Annotated in this window: 12 protein-coding genes; 5 read left to right on the top strand and 7 right to left on the bottom strand. The window is 70.5% G+C overall.

The window, feature by feature from the left end; translation table 11 throughout:
- The first annotated feature begins 49 nt into the window (after positions 1-49).
- Complete coding sequence (locus IF54_RS0115180; protein ID WP_030318666.1) at positions 50-790, top strand: DsbA family protein; 741 nt, start codon at positions 50-52, stop codon at positions 788-790.
- Positions 791-817: 27 nt separating this feature from the next.
- On the opposite strand, the gene pgl is transcribed toward IF54_RS0115180, so the two are convergent.
- Genes pgl through tkt form a run of 5 tightly spaced genes read right to left on the bottom strand, consistent with a single transcriptional unit; the run spans position 818 to position 7,571 of the window.
- Positions 818-1,600, bottom strand: coding sequence for a 6-phosphogluconolactonase (gene pgl / locus IF54_RS0115175; protein WP_030318664.1), 783 nt, complete (start codon positions 1,598-1,600; stop codon positions 818-820).
- Positions 1,597-2,808 (bottom strand): glucose-6-phosphate dehydrogenase assembly protein OpcA, encoded by a 1,212-nt coding sequence (gene opcA, locus IF54_RS0115170; RefSeq protein WP_030318662.1) that lies wholly within the window; start codon positions 2,806-2,808, stop codon positions 1,597-1,599. Before opcA ends, pgl begins: the two co-directional genes overlap by 4 nt.
- The gene (gene zwf / locus IF54_RS0115165) at positions 2,805-4,328 is read right to left on the bottom strand and encodes a glucose-6-phosphate dehydrogenase (RefSeq protein WP_030318659.1); all 1,524 of its coding nucleotides are present in this window, start codon (positions 4,326-4,328) and stop codon (positions 2,805-2,807) included. The genes opcA and zwf overlap by 4 nt, the downstream gene beginning before the upstream one ends.
- A 3-nt stretch (positions 4,329-4,331) precedes the next feature.
- Positions 4,332-5,450: a transaldolase gene (tal, locus tag IF54_RS0115160; RefSeq protein WP_030318656.1), complete on the bottom strand. Its 1,119-nt coding sequence runs from the start codon at positions 5,448-5,450 to the stop codon at positions 4,332-4,334.
- A 33-nt stretch (positions 5,451-5,483) separates the two neighbouring features.
- Positions 5,484-7,571, bottom strand: a complete 2,088-nt coding sequence (tkt, locus tag IF54_RS0115155) for a transketolase (protein WP_030318654.1) — start codon at positions 7,569-7,571, stop codon at positions 5,484-5,486.
- 342 nt (positions 7,572-7,913) lie between these two features.
- Here tkt and IF54_RS0115150 point away from each other — a divergent pair, with 342 nt between their 5' ends.
- The 4 genes from IF54_RS0115150 (at position 7,914) to IF54_RS0115135 (ending at position 11,467) form a co-directional block, all read left to right on the top strand.
- Positions 7,914-8,867 carry a heme o synthase gene (locus IF54_RS0115150; protein ID WP_030318652.1) on the top strand — a complete coding sequence of 318 codons (954 nt, stop codon included), beginning with the start codon at positions 7,914-7,916 and terminating at the stop codon, positions 8,865-8,867.
- A gap of 59 nt (positions 8,868-8,926) precedes the next feature.
- Entirely contained in the window at positions 8,927-9,262 is a 336-nt protein-coding gene (locus tag IF54_RS0115145; protein ID WP_030318651.1) for a hypothetical protein, read from the top strand.
- A 333-nt stretch (positions 9,263-9,595) separates the two neighbouring features.
- On the top strand, positions 9,596-10,702 hold the full coding sequence (locus IF54_RS0115140; protein WP_030318649.1) for an amidohydrolase family protein: 1,107 nt from the start codon (positions 9,596-9,598) through the stop codon (positions 10,700-10,702).
- Between the two features lie 45 nt (positions 10,703-10,747).
- Positions 10,748-11,467, top strand: coding sequence for a nucleotidyltransferase domain-containing protein (locus IF54_RS0115135; RefSeq protein WP_030318648.1), 720 nt, complete (start codon positions 10,748-10,750; stop codon positions 11,465-11,467).
- On the opposite strand, the gene IF54_RS0115130 is transcribed toward IF54_RS0115135, so the two are convergent.
- Positions 11,422-12,459: a COX15/CtaA family protein gene (locus IF54_RS0115130; protein WP_030318647.1), complete on the bottom strand. Its 1,038-nt coding sequence runs from the start codon at positions 12,457-12,459 to the stop codon at positions 11,422-11,424. The genes IF54_RS0115135 and IF54_RS0115130 overlap by 46 nt on opposite strands.
- A gap of 75 nt (positions 12,460-12,534) precedes the next feature.
- Positions 12,535-15,279: a DUF3856 domain-containing protein gene (locus IF54_RS0115125; protein ID WP_030318645.1), complete on the bottom strand. Its 2,745-nt coding sequence runs from the start codon at positions 15,277-15,279 to the stop codon at positions 12,535-12,537.
- Positions 15,280-15,443: the final 164 nt, after the last annotated feature.

Genomic DNA, 15,443 nt, shown 5'->3' with positions numbered 1-15,443 from the left:
GAACCTGGGGAGACGAGAGGTACGGATGAGGCATGGGGGGCGGGTCGCCGTGGCATTCACGGCGGCCCTTCTGGGGTTGGTGCTCGCGGGATGCAGTCCGCGGGTCGCCGCTCCCACGGAGACATACAGCAGTCTTGCGACGGTTCCGGAGAAGCTCGGCTCCGACGGCACGACGATCACCGTAGGGAATGCACACGCACCGGTGACGGTGCACCTCTACGAGGACCCGCGGTGCCCCTACTGCGAGGAGTTCGAGACCACCGGGGGCGGTCCGGAGCTGCGGGATGCGATCCTGCGGGGCCAGGTGAAGGCCGAGTACACCCTGGCGTCCTTCCTGGACGGCAAGCTCGGTGGCAGCGGCTCCAAGAAGGCGGTCAACGCCCTGCGGGCGGCGCTCGCGCTGGGCAGGTTCGCGGAGTACCACGAAGTGCTGTACGCCAACCAGCCCGAGGAGTCCGAGGACGGCTTCACCGACGACCGGCTGCTCGAACTCGCCGTGCAGGTCGAAGGGTTGAGGGGCCGGACCTTCGAGACCGCGATACGGGACATGAAGTACGAGACCTTCGTGAAGGCGTCCGAGAAGGCCTACGAGAGCGCTGGTGACAGCCCGCACAAGGGCCCGGGCACGCCGACCGCAGTGATCAACAGGGTACGGATCCCGGCCGACTACAGCGGCGTGCTCTACGACGCCACGGCGTTCTCGAACCTGCTCCAGCTGATCCGTAGATCGCCGGAGGAGTGGGAGGGGTACGAGTTCCCCGAAGTGCCGACGCCGCCGAGCCTCTCCTGAAAGAGACCCGGCGGCGAAGGGCGGGAACTACGGCGTGGCCGGGGGGTACAGCGACCTCGGCAGCTGGGACGCCGCTGCCGAGTCCAGCAGCCACAGGGTGCGGGCCCGGCCGCGTGCCCCCGCCGCCGGTGCCTGGATCTCGCCCGCGCCGGACAGGGCGATCGCCGCTGCCTGTGCCTTGTCCTCGCCGGCCGCGAGCAGCCAGACCTCGCGGGCCGCGCGGATCGCGGGCAGGGTCAGCGTCACCCGGGTCGGCGGCGGCTTCGGGGCGCCGTGCACCCCGACGACCGTGCGCTCGGTCTCCCGCACCGCGGGCAGCTCCGGGAACAGGGACGCCACATGCGTGTCCGGGCCGACGCCCAGCATCAGGACGTCGAAGGTGGGGACGGCGCCGTGGTTCTCCGGACCGGCCGCGCGGGCCAGCTCCTCGGCGTAGGCCGCGGCCGCGGCCTCGACGTCGTCGCCGTGCGGGCCGTCCGACGCGGGCATGGTGTGCACGCGCTTCGGGTCCAGCGGGACGGCGTCCAGCAGGGCCTCGCGGGCCTGCGTGTCGTTGCGCTCCGGGTCGCCCTCGGGCAGGAAGCGCTCGTCGCCCCACCACAGGTCGAGCCGGCCCCAGTCGACGGCGTCCCGGGCGGGCGCCGCGGCCAGGGCGGCCAGCAGGCCGTTGCCGTTGCGACCGCCCGTGAGGACCACCGACGCCGAGCCCCGGGAGGCCTGCGCGTCCACGATCTTCGTGATCAGACGGGCCGCGGCGGCCTGGGCCATCAGCTCCTTGTCGTGGTGCACGACGAGCTGCGGAGTGCTCACTTCGCCCCCTTCCCGGACAGGCCGGAGGGGACCGGCTTCAGCGCCGGCGGCTTCGCCGCTGCCGGTGCGGGAGCTTGCGCAGGAGCCTCGCCGTCGGCCGGTTCTCCTTTGGCCGACGGTCCCTCCGGGGCACCCTCGACGTCCGGGGCACCCTTGACGTCCGAGGCAGCCTCGGCGTCCGGGGAGGTCTCCCGGGAGGCCGCAACCGGCTGCTCCGAGTCCTCCGACCTCTCCAGCTCCTCCGGCTGCTCCGGCTTCCCCGCAGTGTCCGCCTGCCCGTTCGACACGTTCAGCCGGTGCACCCCGAACCGCAGGGCGGAGGCGTAGGTGTCGTCCGGGTCCAGCCTGCGCAGCTCCTCCGCGATCAGCTCGGCCGTGTCCCGGCGCTTGAGCGCCACCGCACGGTCGGGCTGGCCGTCGATGGACAGCGTGGCCAGGGAGCCGTCGGCCCGGTCCAGGGTGATCGGACCGTTGCTGGTCTCCATGCGGACCGCGGTCAGCCCGGGCCCGGAGGACAGCGAACGCCGTACCGGCACCTCGAGACGGTCGGCGAGCCACATGGCGAGCAGCTCGCAGCTCGGGTTGAACTCCTCGCCCTCCACCTCGACCGCCTTGACCTCGACGCTGACCTGGTCCAGGGCCGCCGCCAGCATCGAGCGCCAGGGCGTGATCCGGGTCCAGGACAGGTCGGTGTCGCCGGGCTTGTAGGTCCCGGCGCGGGCCGTCAGCTCACGCACCGGCTGTTCGGAGGAGTAGGTGTCGGTGACCCGGCGCTGGGCGAGCGCGCCGAGCGGGTCCCCGGCCGGGTCGAGCGGGGCGTCCACCGGCCACCACACGACGACCGGGGCGTCCGGCAGCAGCAGCGGCAGGACGACCGACTGGGCGTGGTCGGCCACCTCGCCGTACAGCCGCAGCACCACCGTCTCGCCGGTGCCCGCGTCCGCTCCGACGCGGACCTCGGCGTCGAGGCGGGACTGGGTGCGGTCACGGGGGCTCCGCGACACCCGCTTGATGACCACCAGCGTGCGCGAGGGGTGCTCGCGGGACGCGTCGTTGGCGGCCTTCAGGGCGTCGTAGGCGTTCTCCTCGTCCGTCACGATGACGAGCGTGAGCACCATGCCCACGGCCGGCGTGCCGATGGCCCGGCGTCCCTTGACCAGCGCCTTGTTGATCTTGCTGGCGGTGGTGTCCGTGAGGTCTGTCTTCATGGCCGGCGCCAGCTCCGTCCCTCTCGTGCGAGCATTTCGTCCGCCTCGACCGGGCCCCAGGTCCCCGAGGGGTACTGGGCGGGCCTGCCGTGCTTGTCCCAGTACTCCTCGATCGGGTCGAGGATCTTCCAGGACAGCTCGACCTCCTCCGTGCGGGGGAAGAGGTTGGAGTCGCCGAGCAGCACGTCGAGGATCAGTCGCTCGTACGCCTCGGGCGAGGACTCCGTGAACGACTCGCCGTAGGCGAAGTCCATGGACACGTCCCGGATCTCCATCGAGGTGCCCGGCACCTTGGAGCCGAAGCGGACGGTGACGCCCTCGTCGGGCTGGACGCGGATGACGATCGCGTTGGAGCCGAGCTCCTCGGTGGCCGTCGTGTCGAAGGGGGAGTGCGGGGCCCGCTGGAAGACCACCGCGATCTCGGTGACCCGGCGGCCGAGCCGCTTGCCGGTGCGCAGGTAGAACGGCACCCCGGCCCAGCGGCGGTTGTCGATCTCCACCTTGATGGCCGCGTAGGTGTCGGTCTTGGAGTTGGGGTCGATGCCCTCCTCCTGGAGGTAGCCGACCGCCTTCTCACCGCCCTGCCAGCCCTCCGCGTACTGTCCGCGCACGGTGTCCCGGCCCAGGTCCTTCGGCAGCTTCACCGCGCCGAGCACCTTGGTCTTCTCGGCGGCCAGCGCGTCCGCGTCGAAGGAGGCGGGCTCCTCCATGGCGGTCAGCGCCATCAGCTGGAGCAGGTGGTTCTGGATGACGTCACGGGCGGCGCCGATGCCGTCGTAGTAGCCGGCCCGGCCCCCGATGCCGATGTCCTCGGCCATCGTGATCTGCACGTGGTCCACGAAGGACCGGTTCCAGATCGGCTCGAACATCGTGTTGGCGAAGCGCAGCGCCAGGATGTTCTGGACGGTCTCCTTGCCCAGGTAGTGGTCGATCCGGAAGACCTGGTCCGGGGCGAAGACCTCTTCGACGGTCGTGTTGAGGTCCTCGGCCGACTTGAGGTCGTGGCCGAAGGGCTTCTCGATGACCGCGCGGCGCCAGGAGCCGTTCGACTGGTCCGCCAGCCGGTGCTTCTTCAGCTGCTGGATGACCACAGGGAAGGCGGACGGTGGCACGGACAGGTAGAAGGCGAAGTTGCCGCCGGTGCCCTGAGCCTTGTCGAGTTCCTCGATGGTGTCGCGCAGCCGCTCGAACGACTCGTCGTCGTCGAAGGTGCCCTGGACGAAGCGCATCCCCTGGATGAGCTGCTGCCAGACCTCCTCGCGGAACGGCGTGCGGGCGTGTTCCTTGACGGCGTCGTGGACGACCTCGGCGAAGTCCTCGTGCTCCCAGTCCCGCCGGGCGAAGCCGACCAGCGAGAAGCCCGGCGGCAGCAGACCCCGGTTCGCGAGGTCGTACACGGCGGGCATGAGCTTCTTTCGTGACAAATCGCCCGTGACGCCGAAGATGACCAGGCCCGACGGCCCCGCGATACGCGGGAGCCGTCGGTCGGCGGGGTCACGCAGCGGATTGCTGCTCGACAAGATCTAGCCCTCCGAGGGTGCGAGGCGCTGGAGCTCCGCCTCGGTCGACTTGAGCAGGTCGTTCCAGGACGCCTCGAACTTCTCGACGCCCTCGTCCTCCAGCAGCTGCACGACCTCGTCGTACGAGATCCCGAGCTTCTCGACCGCGTCGAGCTCGGCACGGGCCTGCTCGTACGTGCCGGCGATGGCGTTGCCGCGGATCTCGCCCTGCTCCTCGGTGGCGAACAGGGTCGCCTCCGGCATGGTGTTCACCGTGTTCGGCGCGACCAGTTCCTCGACGTACATGGTCTTCTTGTACGCCGGGTCCTTGACGCCGGTGGAGGCCCACAGCGGACGCTGCTTGTTCGCGCCGGCCTTCTCCAGCTTCGCCCAGCGCTCGCCCGAGAAGACCTCCTCGTACGCCTGGTAGGCCAGACGGGCGTTGGCGACACCGGCCTTGCCGCGGGCGGCCTTGGCCTCGTCGGTGCCGAGCGCGTCGAGGCGCTTGTCGATCTCGGTGTCCACGCGGGACACGAAGAAGGACGCCACGGAGTGGATCTGCGACAGGTCCAGGCCCCGCTCCTTGGCCTTCTCCAGGCCGACCAGGAACGCCTCCATGACCTCGCGGTAGCGCTCCAGGGAGAAGATCAGCGTGACGTTGACGCTGATCCCGAGGCCGATGACGTCGCTGATCGCCGGGATGCCCGCACGGGTGGCCGGGATCTTGATGAGGGTGTTGGGACGGTCGACGAGCCAGGCCAGCTGCTTGGCCTCGGCGACGGTCGCCTTCTCGTTGTGCGCCAGACGCGGGTCGACCTCGATCGACACCCGGCCGTCCTGGCCGCCGGTGGCGTCGAAGACCGGGCGCAGGATGTCGGCGGCGTCGCGGACGTCCGCCGTGGTGATCATGCGGATGGCCTCTTCGACCGTGACCTTGCGGAACGCCAGGTCGGAGACCTGCGGGTCGTAACCGTCGCCCTCGGAGATCGCCTTCTGGAAGATCGAGGGGTTGGTGGTGACGCCCACGACGTGCTGCTGGTCGATCAGCTCGGCGAGGTTGCCGGACGTGATCCGCTTGCGCGACAGGTCGTCCAGCCAGATCGCCACGCCTTCCTCGGAGAGGCGCTTGAGTGCGTCTGTCATGGAATTACATCTCCTACGTGTCGTATACGGGCGTCAGCGCTGGGCGGCTGCGAGAGATTCCCGCGCCTTGGCGGCCACGTTCTCCGCAGTGAAACCGAACTCCTGGAAGAGGAGCTTGCCGTCCGCGGAAGCACCGAAGTGCTCCAGGGAAACGATGCGGCCGGCGTCTCCGACGTACTTGTGCCACGTGAGACCGATCCCGGCCTCGACCGCGACACGGGCCTTCACGGACGGGGGCAGGACGCTGTCCCGGTACCCCTGGTCCTGCTCCTCGAACCACTCGACGGACGGCATCGAGACGACCCGCGTCGGCACACCGGAGGCCTCCAGCTGCTCGCGCGCCTCGACCGCGACGTGCACCTCGGAACCGGTGGCGATGAGGATGGCCTCGGGGGCGCCGCCGGACGCCTCGAACAGGACGTAACCGCCCTTGACCGCGTCCTCGTTGGGCTCGTACGTCGGCACGCCCTGACGGGTCAGCGCGAGGCCGTGCGGGGCACCCTTGCCGAACTCCTTGGTGTACCGCTTGAGGATCTCGCGCCAGGCGATCGCCGTCTCGTTGGCGTCCGCGGGGCGGACCACGTTGAGACCGGGGATCGCGCGCAGGGAGGCCAGGTGCTCGACCGGCTGGTGCGTCGGGCCGTCCTCGCCGAGACCGATGGAGTCGTGCGTCCACACGTACGTCACCGGCAGGTGCATCAACGCCGAGAGCCGGACGGCGTTGCGCATGTAGTCGGAGAAGACGAGGAACGTGCCGCCGTAGACACGGGTGTTGCCGTGCAGCGCGATGCCGTTCATCTCCGCGGCCATGGAGTGCTCGCGGATGCCGAAGTGGATGGTGCGGCCGTACGGGTCCGCCTCCGGCAGCGGGTTGTCCGCCGGGAGGAACGAACTGTTCTTGTCGATCGTGGTGTTGTTCGAGCCGGCGAGGTCGGCGGAGCCGCCCCACAGCTCGGGGACCACGGCACCGAGGGCCTGGAGCACCTTGCCGGACGCGGCACGCGTGGCGACACCCTTGCCGGGCTCGAACACCGGGATCGCGGACTCCCAGTCCTTGGGCAGCTCACCCGCGGCGATGCGGTCGAACTCGGCCGCGCGCTCGGGGTTGTTGCTCCGCCACTCCTGGAAGGACTTCTCCCACTCTGCCTTCGCCTGACGGCCGCGCTCCAGCGCCCCGCGGGTGTGCTCGATGACCTCGTCGGCGACCTCGAAGCTCTTCTCCGGGTCGAAGCCGAGGACGCGCTTGGTGGCGGCCACCTCGTCGTCGCCGAGCGCCGAGCCGTGCGCGGCCTCGGTGTTCTGGGCGTTCGGGGCCGGCCAGGCGATGATCGAGCGCATCGCGATGAAGGACGGCCGGTCGGTGACCGCCTTGGCCTTCTCGATGGCCTCGAAGATCGCGACCGGGTCCAGGTCGCCGTTGGCCTGCGGCTCGACGCGCTGGGTGTGCCAGCCGTACGCCTCGTACCGCTTGACGGTGTCCTCGGAGACGGCCGTCTCGGTGTCGCCCTCGATCGAGATGTGGTTGTCGTCCCACAGCAGGATGAGGTTGCCGAGCTTCTGGTGGCCGGCCATCGAGGACGCCTCGGCGGAGATGCCCTCCTGGAGGCAGCCGTCACCGGCGATGGCGAACACGAAGTGATCGAAGGGGGAGGTGCCCTCGGCGGCCTCCGGGTCGAACAGACCGCGCTCGTAGCGGGCGGCCATCGCCATGCCCACCGCGTTGGCCACACCCTGGCCGAGCGGGCCGGTGGTGGTCTCGACGCCCTTGGTGTGGCCGTACTCCGGGTGGCCCGGGGTCTTCGAGCCCCAGGTGCGGAAGGCCTTCAGGTCGTCCAGCTCCAGGCCGAAACCGGCCAGGTAGAGCTGGGTGTAGAGCGTCAGGGACGAATGGCCGGCGGACAGCACGAAGCGGTCGCGCCCGACCCAGTCCGGGTCGGCCGGGTCGTGCCGCATCACCTTCTGGAAGAGGGTGTAGGCGGCCGGGGCCAGGCTCATCGCCGTACCGGGATGGCCGTTGCCGACCTTCTGTACGGCGTCGGCGGCCAGGACGCGGGCGGTGTCGACGGCCCGCTGGTCCAACTCGGTCCACTCGAGGTCTGTGGTGGTCGGCTTGGTGCTCACCCTGGGTCAGGGCTCCTCTCCACATGTCACGCATGTCGAATGCCGGTGCACGGGACGCCCGGTCTTTGTCGAGCCTACCCCCGCAAGTACGTGCGTTTTTTAGACTGCCGGGCCCTGCGGGGATCCGCCTCCCGACCGGGCCGTACCGCGTTCGGCAAGTGAATACGCAGCCGCTCGTACGAGTGCTCAACCGAGTGACGCCGAGCTCTTCCGGGGGCGTCCTCGGACACGAGCCGACCCCCGCGAATGTCGGGGTATGGGCAACGTCTACAGTGGCGTGGTACGCGCGAGCCTTTACCGCGACTTCACACGGCCGAGGCTTGCTGGGATGTCTCTGTAGGGGTGTGCGTGACGGCCGTCGAATCCCGTCCAGCCGGTGTGCTGGGGGAGAGCAAGAGCTCGATCCACCGGCCGTTCGGGGCCCGTGTCAAGGCATTCGTGGCGCTGACCAAGCCCAGGATCATCGAGCTGCTGCTGATCACCACCGTTCCGGTGATGTTCCTGGCGCAGCAGGGCGTGCCGGACCTGAAGCTGGTCCTGTTGACCTGCCTCGGCGGCTATCTGTCCGCGGGCGGCGCCAACGCGCTCAACATGTACATCGACCGCGACATCGACGCGCTGATGGACCGCACCTCGCAGCGTCCGCTGGTGACCGGCATGGTGTCGCCGCGCGAGTGCCTGGCCTTCGGCATCACGCTGGCGGTCGTGTCGACGCTGCTGTTCGGTCTGACCGTCAACTGGCTGTCCGCCTGGCTGTCACTCGGAGCGCTGCTCTTCTACGTCGTCGTCTACACGATGATCCTCAAGCGGCGTACCTCGCAGAACATCGTGTGGGGCGGTATCGCCGGCTGTCTGCCGGTGCTGATCGGCTGGTCCTCGGTCACGAACTCCATGTCGTGGGCGCCGGTCGTCCTCTTCCTGGTCATGTTCTTCTGGACGCCGCCGCACTACTGGCCGCTGTCCATGAAGGTCCGTGAGGACTACGCGCGCGTGGGCGTGCCGATGCTGCCGGTGGTCGCCTCGAACAAGGTCGTCGCCAAGCAGATCGTCATCTACAGCTGGGTGATGGTCGGGGTCTCGCTGCTGCTCACCCCGCTCGGCTACACGGGCTGGTTCTACACGGCGGTCGCGCTGCTCGCGGGCGGCTTCTGGCTGTGGGAGGCGCACGGTCTCCAGAACCGCGCCAAGGCCGAGGTGACGGGCGTGAAGCTCAAGGAGATGCGGCTGTTCCACTGGTCGATCACCTATGTGTCGATCCTGTTCCTCGCGGTCGCGGTGGACCCCTTCCTGCGCTAGGCGTTCCTGAGGCGAGGGTCACGTCGCCCCCCTCCCTACCGATCGGTAGCATCCTGGTCATGGCAGACACCACGCAGCAGGTTGACGCGAAGGCCGAGCGCAGGGTCGCCCGGCTCGCCCAGCAGATCAGCGCCTTCTCCAAGGAGCACGGCGGCGCCGAGGGCCAGCTGGCCTACATCGGCGAGCGCGGCACCCGGATCGTCCTCGTCGGCGAGGACGGCGGCTGGGGCGACCTGGTGGCCCCCTCCTACGAGATCGCCGAGAAGGCCGTCGAGAAGGCCGGCATCACCGTCCACGAGAACTTCGACGGCGAGTTCGCGGCCAAGGTCCAGACCGGCCCGTACGAGTGGACCCGCATGGCGGGCATCCAGGTCGGCGGCCCGAGCAACGGCTGACCGAACGCGCCGCGAAGGGGGGCGGGGCCGCTCGACGTGCGGCTCCGCCAGGTGAGCGCGATCAGTCACGACGGACTCGTGTCGCCCTGTGGCTGCGCCCCCGCTGGGCAGGTCTCCGGCCACGGACTTCCCGGCCACGCGCCAGAGAGCGCGACCACACACCACCGAACCCGAAGAGGCCGCGCGGATCAGGACGCAGCCCCCCAACGGCCGTGAGTCGAACGGCTCGGCCCGCGGAGCGTTTCGCACGGGGTGTGTGAGGCCAACACCTCGTGAGTGGTTCACCCGTTAGGACGTGTAGTCAGCCCACACGGTCCGTCCACGGGAGTCCGGATGATCGAAACGCCGTCCCTCGTGGACCAGTACTGCCACGGCGTCCTGAGAACGGAGCTGGGACTCGGCACCTTCGAGGCCCAGCTGGCCCGCACCGAGGGCCCGCCCGCGCCGGGAACCACGCTGTTCGACACCCAGACGGGTTTCGCCGTACGACGCTGGTGCCCGCCCCTGCTCGGCCTGGAACCGCACTGCCCGCCCGCCCGCTACCTGGCCCGGCGCCGTGAACTCGGCGTCCTGGAAGCGGGCCGCAGGCTGCTCAGGGGCAGCGGCATCACGACCTATCTGATCGACACCGGACTGCCCGGCGACCTCACCGGACCCACCGAGCTGGCCTCCACCGCCGCCGCCGACACCCGCGAGATCGTCCGCCTGGAGCTCCTCGCCGAACAGGTCGCCGACACCTCCGGCACCGTCGAGTCCTTCCTCGCCAACCTCGCCGAGTCCGTGCACGGCGCCGCCGCGAACGCGGTCGCCTTCACCTCGGTGGCGGGCGTACGGCACGGCCTCGCGCTGGCCCCCGAACCGCCGGGGCCCGGCGAGGTGCGGGGCGCCGCGGGCCGCTGGCTGGCCGGGCGCCGGGTGGGCGGCGAGCTCTCCGACCCCGTGCTGCTACGGCACCTGCTGTGGATCGCGGTCGCCTCCGGGCTGCCCCTCCAACTGCACGCCGGACTCGGCGAACCCGGCCTGCGCATCGACCGCACCGACCCGGTCCTGCTCACCGACTTCGTCCGGGCCACCGCGGGCCTCGGCACCGACCTCGTCCTGCTGCACAGCTACCCCTACCACCGGCACGCCGCCCATCTCGCCGGGGTCTTCCCGCATGTGTACGCCGACTCGGGCGCCGCCCTCGTGCGCACCGGCGCCCGCGCGGCGACGGTCCTCGCGGAGATCCTGGAGCTGGCCCCCTTCGGCAAGATCGTCTTCTCCAGCGGGGCCCACAGCCTGCCCGAACTGCACGTGGTGGGCGCCCGGCTGTTCCGCGAGGCGCTGGCCCGGGTGCTGGGCGGCTGGGTCGCGGAGGGCTCCTGGTCGCTGGCGGACGCACAGCGGGTGGCGGGACTGATCGCGGCGGGGAACGCGCGCAGGGTGTACGCCCTGGAGTGACGTGCGGGGGTGTACGGGGCGTCGAGGGCTGTACAGGATGGCCCCATGCAGCAGACCGACGCGTTACTGGACCGCTTCCGCACCGCCCTCGCCCCGCTCGACCCCGTCGCCGTCTGGGCCCACGGCTCGCTGGCGGGCGGCGACTACCAGGAGGGCCGCAGCGACCTCGACCTGATCGCCGTACTGCCCGCGCTCCCGCCCCGCACGGTGTGGCGGCTGGCGAAGCTGCACGCGCGGCTGCGGGCCGAGCCACTGGCCGGGCAGCTGCACTGCACGTATCTGACGCCCTCGGCCGACCCCGGCCGCCGCCATCTCACCTGGGCGCACGAGGAGCTGTTCAAGCGGCCCGTCACCGCGGTCACCCGGCGGGAGCTGCACGACTTCGGGCGGGTGCTGCACGGCAAGCCGCCGGCGGACCTGCTGCCGCCGGTGACGGACCGCGAACTCGCCGACTTCGTGGTCCGCGACCAGCGCGACTTCTGGCGCCCCGCCGTCGACAAGGCCCCGCTGTGGACCCGGGACGTGTGGGTGGACCTGGGTCTGGTGACCTTCGCCCGCGCGAGCGTGACCCTGCGCGAGGGCCGGCTGATCTCGAAGAGGGAGGCGCTGGAGCTGCTGCCCGGGCTCGGGGCGCCGGTGGCGGTCGTCGAGGACATCCGGGGGCGCCGCTACGGCGATCCCCGGCCCGCGGTCGAGAACAGGGCCGAGCTGACCCGGGCCTACTTGGGCCCGGCGATCGACGAGCTGGTGGCGGCGTACGGCTGAGCCGGGACCTCGGGCAGCTCGGGGCGCTCGCGCAGCGCCAGCAGCACGCGCAGGACCGCGATCCACACCAGGGCCGAGCCGAGCATGTGCAGGCCGACCAGGAACTCGGGCAGGTCGGTGAAGTACTGGACGTACCCGATGACGCCCTGGGAGAGCAGGACCAGGAAGAGGTCGCGGGTGCGGTGCAGGGGGTCCTTGGGGGCGTCGACCGCCTTGAGGATGAACCACAGGGCGAACGTCAGCGACACCACGATCCAGGCGAGGACCGCGTGCGCCTTGGCCACCGTCTCCCAGTCCAGCGGCATCCGCTCGACCTCGCTGGAGTCGCCGGCGTGCGGCCCGGCACCCGTGACGACCGTGCCGACCAGGATCAGGAGCGCGGCGGCGGCGACCATGAACCAGACCAGCTGCTGCACCGGCTTGCCGACCAGCGGACGGGGAGCCGAGTCGCCCTCACGGGTGCGCTGCCACATGACGGCGGCGACGGTGATCAGGGCCGTCGTCGCGACGAAGTGCGCCGCGACGGTGTACGGGTTCAGACCGACGAGCACGACGATGCCGCCGAGGATCGCGTTGCTCATCACGATCCAGAACTGCGCCCAGCCCAGCCGGGTCAGACTCCGCCGGTACGGCTTCTCGGAGCGCGCGGCGATGATGGCCCAGCCGACGGCCGCGCACAGCACATAGGTGAGCATCCGGTTGCCGAACTCGATGGCACCGTGGAAGCCCATCGCGCTGGTCGTGGTCAGCGAGTCGTCCGTGCACTTCGGCCAGGTCGGGCACCCGAGCCCCGACCCGGTCAGCCGCACCGCGCCACCGGTGACCACGATGACCACCGCCATGACGAGCGCGGAGAGCGCTGCTCGCTGGACCGTCCGGGGGGTGGGGGTCCAGCGGGCAGCGATGAAGGCGAGGGGGTTGCGGACGGCCGCTCGGGCGTCGGCGCGGGTCAGGTTCGGCACGCCTTCCATCGTAGGGGGCCGCTTGTGCATGCGTTCACGAGGGTTGCGGAACGCGGGCCGGACCGCCGTGTGTCCAGCCCGTTCCCCGCGACACGGCAGTGAACGTCACGACCCCACGGGGGCGGAGGCCGAGCGAGCGGGCGGGGGTTGCGCGCCGTCCCACAGGGTGATGCTGATGCGCCGGGCGCGGTCACGGAAGGCGGTGGCCCGCCCGGGGTCCGCCGTACAGTCGGCCAGCCGCTCGTAGACGGTCACCAGGCACGGGTGGTCCTCTCCCAGCCGAGCCCGGAAGATCTCCTCGGCCTTGGTGAGCACCGATGCCGCCTCCTCGCGCCTGCCCAGAGTGATCAGCACGGGCGCGAGGCGCGACAGGGTCTTGGCCCGGTAGTGGTGATCCTCGCCGTAGCGCTTGCGGTAGATCTCCTCCGCCTCGCGCAGCGTCCGCTGAGCCTCCTGAGGCCGGCCCAGCGCGAGCTGGAGGGAACCGAGCTTGTTCAGGCAGGCCGCGTACTTGTGGGCCTCCGCCATGCGTCTTTGGTGGTGGAGGGCGAGGACGGGACCGAGCAGTTCCTCGGCGGACGACAGCTTGGCACGTGCTGCGCGACGGCAGTCCCGCCGGCGTATCGGATGCAGGGTTGAACGGGCGCGGACCAGCAGTTCCTCGCCCTGGCGCCGGTGCACGTCCGCCAGGAACTTGGCGACCTGCGAGGTCTCGAAGTCCTCCTGACCGCGGAACGCGCGGAACACGGCCAGCGCCTCGGTCAGCGCTGCCTCGGCGGTGACCAGGTCGCCGCGGTCCTGGGCGACGATTCCGACGTCACGGCGGAGCATCGCCCGGAAGAGGCTGTGTTCCTTCGGCTCCTGACTGCCGCAGAAGGGGATGTGGAGCGCGGCGCGTTCGTACGAGTCGAGCGCTGCCGACAGGCGCCCGGCATTGCGGTGGATCATGCCCACTTCCTGTTCGGCCACTGCCCAGTCCAGGCTCGCCGCCGTGTCCGTTCCCCGGCTCGCGAAGATCTTCACGGCCCGCTGCGCGGCCTCCAGAGCCTCGTCGAACCGAATGCGTTCGCGCAGGATGCCGGCCATCTGGCGGTGGCACTGCGCCTCGAGTTCCAGGAACGCCGCGTCGCCCGAGTGCTTGCGGCACTCCTCCAGTGCCTTGCGGCACTCGGACTCCGCGGCGTCGAGGTGAGCCAGCAAATAGTGCTGACGTGCGACGGCCAGCAGGGCCGTCGCACGCCCCAGGGCACCCCGGCCGTCAGGGTCGGGCCGCAGTCCGCGCAGCTCCGCCTCACGCTCGAAGAAGGTCAGGGCACGCACCCAGTTGCAGCGCCCTTCCTGGTAGACCCCCACCCGGTGCAGGAGCCGTATCAGCGCGTCGGAGTCCTGTGCCGCTCCGCTCTCGCCGTCTGCCTCGTCGGCGGCGGGCCACACGGCTTCCGTGATGACCGTGTCCGCGTGCGGCATCAGACGCTCGCAGGCGTACCGGGAGTCGATCTGTTCGGGGGAGGCGGGGAAGGCCGCCTCGATCAGCCGCACCGCCGACTGCGACCACTCCAGCCTGGCGGCCAGGTCCATGCGGCTGCGGATGAACTGTCGCACGCGAGGATGAATGCCGTAGGTCTCCCGGCCGGTGCGGCCGTCGCCGTTGCGGGTCAGCAGGGAGTGGTCGACGAGCCGCAGGACCATGCGATTGAACGCGCGTTCGTTTTCCATGGCGTGACGCAGGCCGACCGGGAGCATGGCGCTGTGCTCGAAGAGCGTGGCGCGGGGAACGTCCTCGGACGCCAGGTAGGAGCAGAGCCGGAGCAGGTCCTCGGCTTCCGGCGCGTTCTGGCGGATGCGTTCGACGGCCAGGACCAGTGTCTCGAAACCGGTCTCGATGGAGGGCTCGGGCAGTTGCCGCAGATACTCCTCGACGGTGATCTCCTCGCGGTCGATGTAGGCACCGGCCGTCTCCAGATCGAGTGGCACCCAGCCGACCTGGCTTCCCAGCACGGTCAGCTGCTGGTCGTCGTGATCCGTTGTGGGCGTGCCGATGCGGCGACGCAGGAACGCCAGACCGTCGTCCGGCCCGAGTCCCGGTACCTCGATGGGCTCGGCGCAGAGCGGGGACCAGCCTTCGCGCAGCTGGGTGGTGATCAGTACTTCGCCCTCCCCGTCCGGGGGGAGCAGCGGCGCCAGCTCCTGCGTGCCGTCGCCCCGCGCCCCCGGACGGTCGCTCTCACGCTGGACGTTGTCGTAGACCAGCAACCAGCCCGGGTTGTCGCGCAGCCAGCCCCACAGGCCCGACAGGACCACGTTCTCACTCACGTGCCCCGGGACCCGTACGCAGGCGGCGAGTTCCAGCAGTTCGACCCGTAGCCGCGCCGGGCTGGAGGCGGACAGCCACCAGGTCAGGGTGTGCGTGTCGAGGTGGCGACGGGCGTAGGCCACCGCCAGTTGGGTCTTGCCGACGCCCCCCGTGCCGTGCAGCACGCAGGCGCGTACGCCGGTGGCGGGAAGTTCGCCGTCGGGCACCGGCGGACACAGCTGTGCTTCGATGCGCTTCAGTTCCCGCTGCCGGCCCGTGAAGTACCGGGTGAACGGGGGCAGGTTGGGTGGGGGGACATACGGTTGGCTGGATAATTCCTGAGGTCGTGCGCGCCTTCCCACCGAATGCCGGGTGACGAATGCCGAGGCGCCGCCGAGCAGGCCCGTCACGGTGACGACGGCCCAGAAGGCCGGCCCCTGGGTGTGATCGGCGACGATGGGCAGGACGCAGGCGCCCGCACCCGTGGCGGTGTACAGACCCGCGAGGAGCCGCCTGCGTCCGGAACCGCTTCTCTCGCCGGTCCTGAATGCAGTCATGGTGGACCACCCCCGTCCGCTAATTCCCCCTGACTGCGCGGTTGTTCGAGCTACTTCGCGCAGTATGGTGGGTTTTCCCCGAGTGCCGAGTGGCAACCCTGTGCTTCCCCCTGCGTTTACCGGAATGTGTGGCTACGATCTGCGCTTCCCGGGTTCGGTTATCG

The organism is Streptomyces sp. NRRL B-3229 (genome assembly GCF_000719505.1).
Lineage (GTDB): Bacteria > Actinomycetota > Actinomycetes > Streptomycetales > Streptomycetaceae > Streptomyces > Streptomyces griseorubiginosus.
Note: the sequence above shows the minus strand (reverse complement) of the source record. Positions and strands in the feature narration are given on the sequence as shown.

Coding starts and splice junctions, on each gene's coding strand:
- opcA (WP_030318662.1), bottom strand. CDS start 2,808: ATGAAGACAGACCTCACGGACACCACCGCCAGCAAGATCAACAAGGCG.
- IF54_RS0115125 (WP_030318645.1), bottom strand. CDS start 15,279: ATGACTGCATTCAGGACCGGCGAGAGAAGCGGTTCCGGACGCAGGCGG.
- IF54_RS0115145 (WP_030318651.1), top strand. CDS start 8,927: ATGGCAGACACCACGCAGCAGGTTGACGCGAAGGCCGAGCGCAGGGTC.
- IF54_RS0115130 (WP_030318647.1), bottom strand. CDS start 12,459: ATGCACAAGCGGCCCCCTACGATGGAAGGCGTGCCGAACCTGACCCGC.
- IF54_RS0115135 (WP_030318648.1), top strand. CDS start 10,748: ATGCAGCAGACCGACGCGTTACTGGACCGCTTCCGCACCGCCCTCGCC.
- tal (WP_030318656.1), bottom strand. CDS start 5,450: ATGACAGACGCACTCAAGCGCCTCTCCGAGGAAGGCGTGGCGATCTGG.
- IF54_RS0115140 (WP_030318649.1), top strand. CDS start 9,596: ATGATCGAAACGCCGTCCCTCGTGGACCAGTACTGCCACGGCGTCCTG.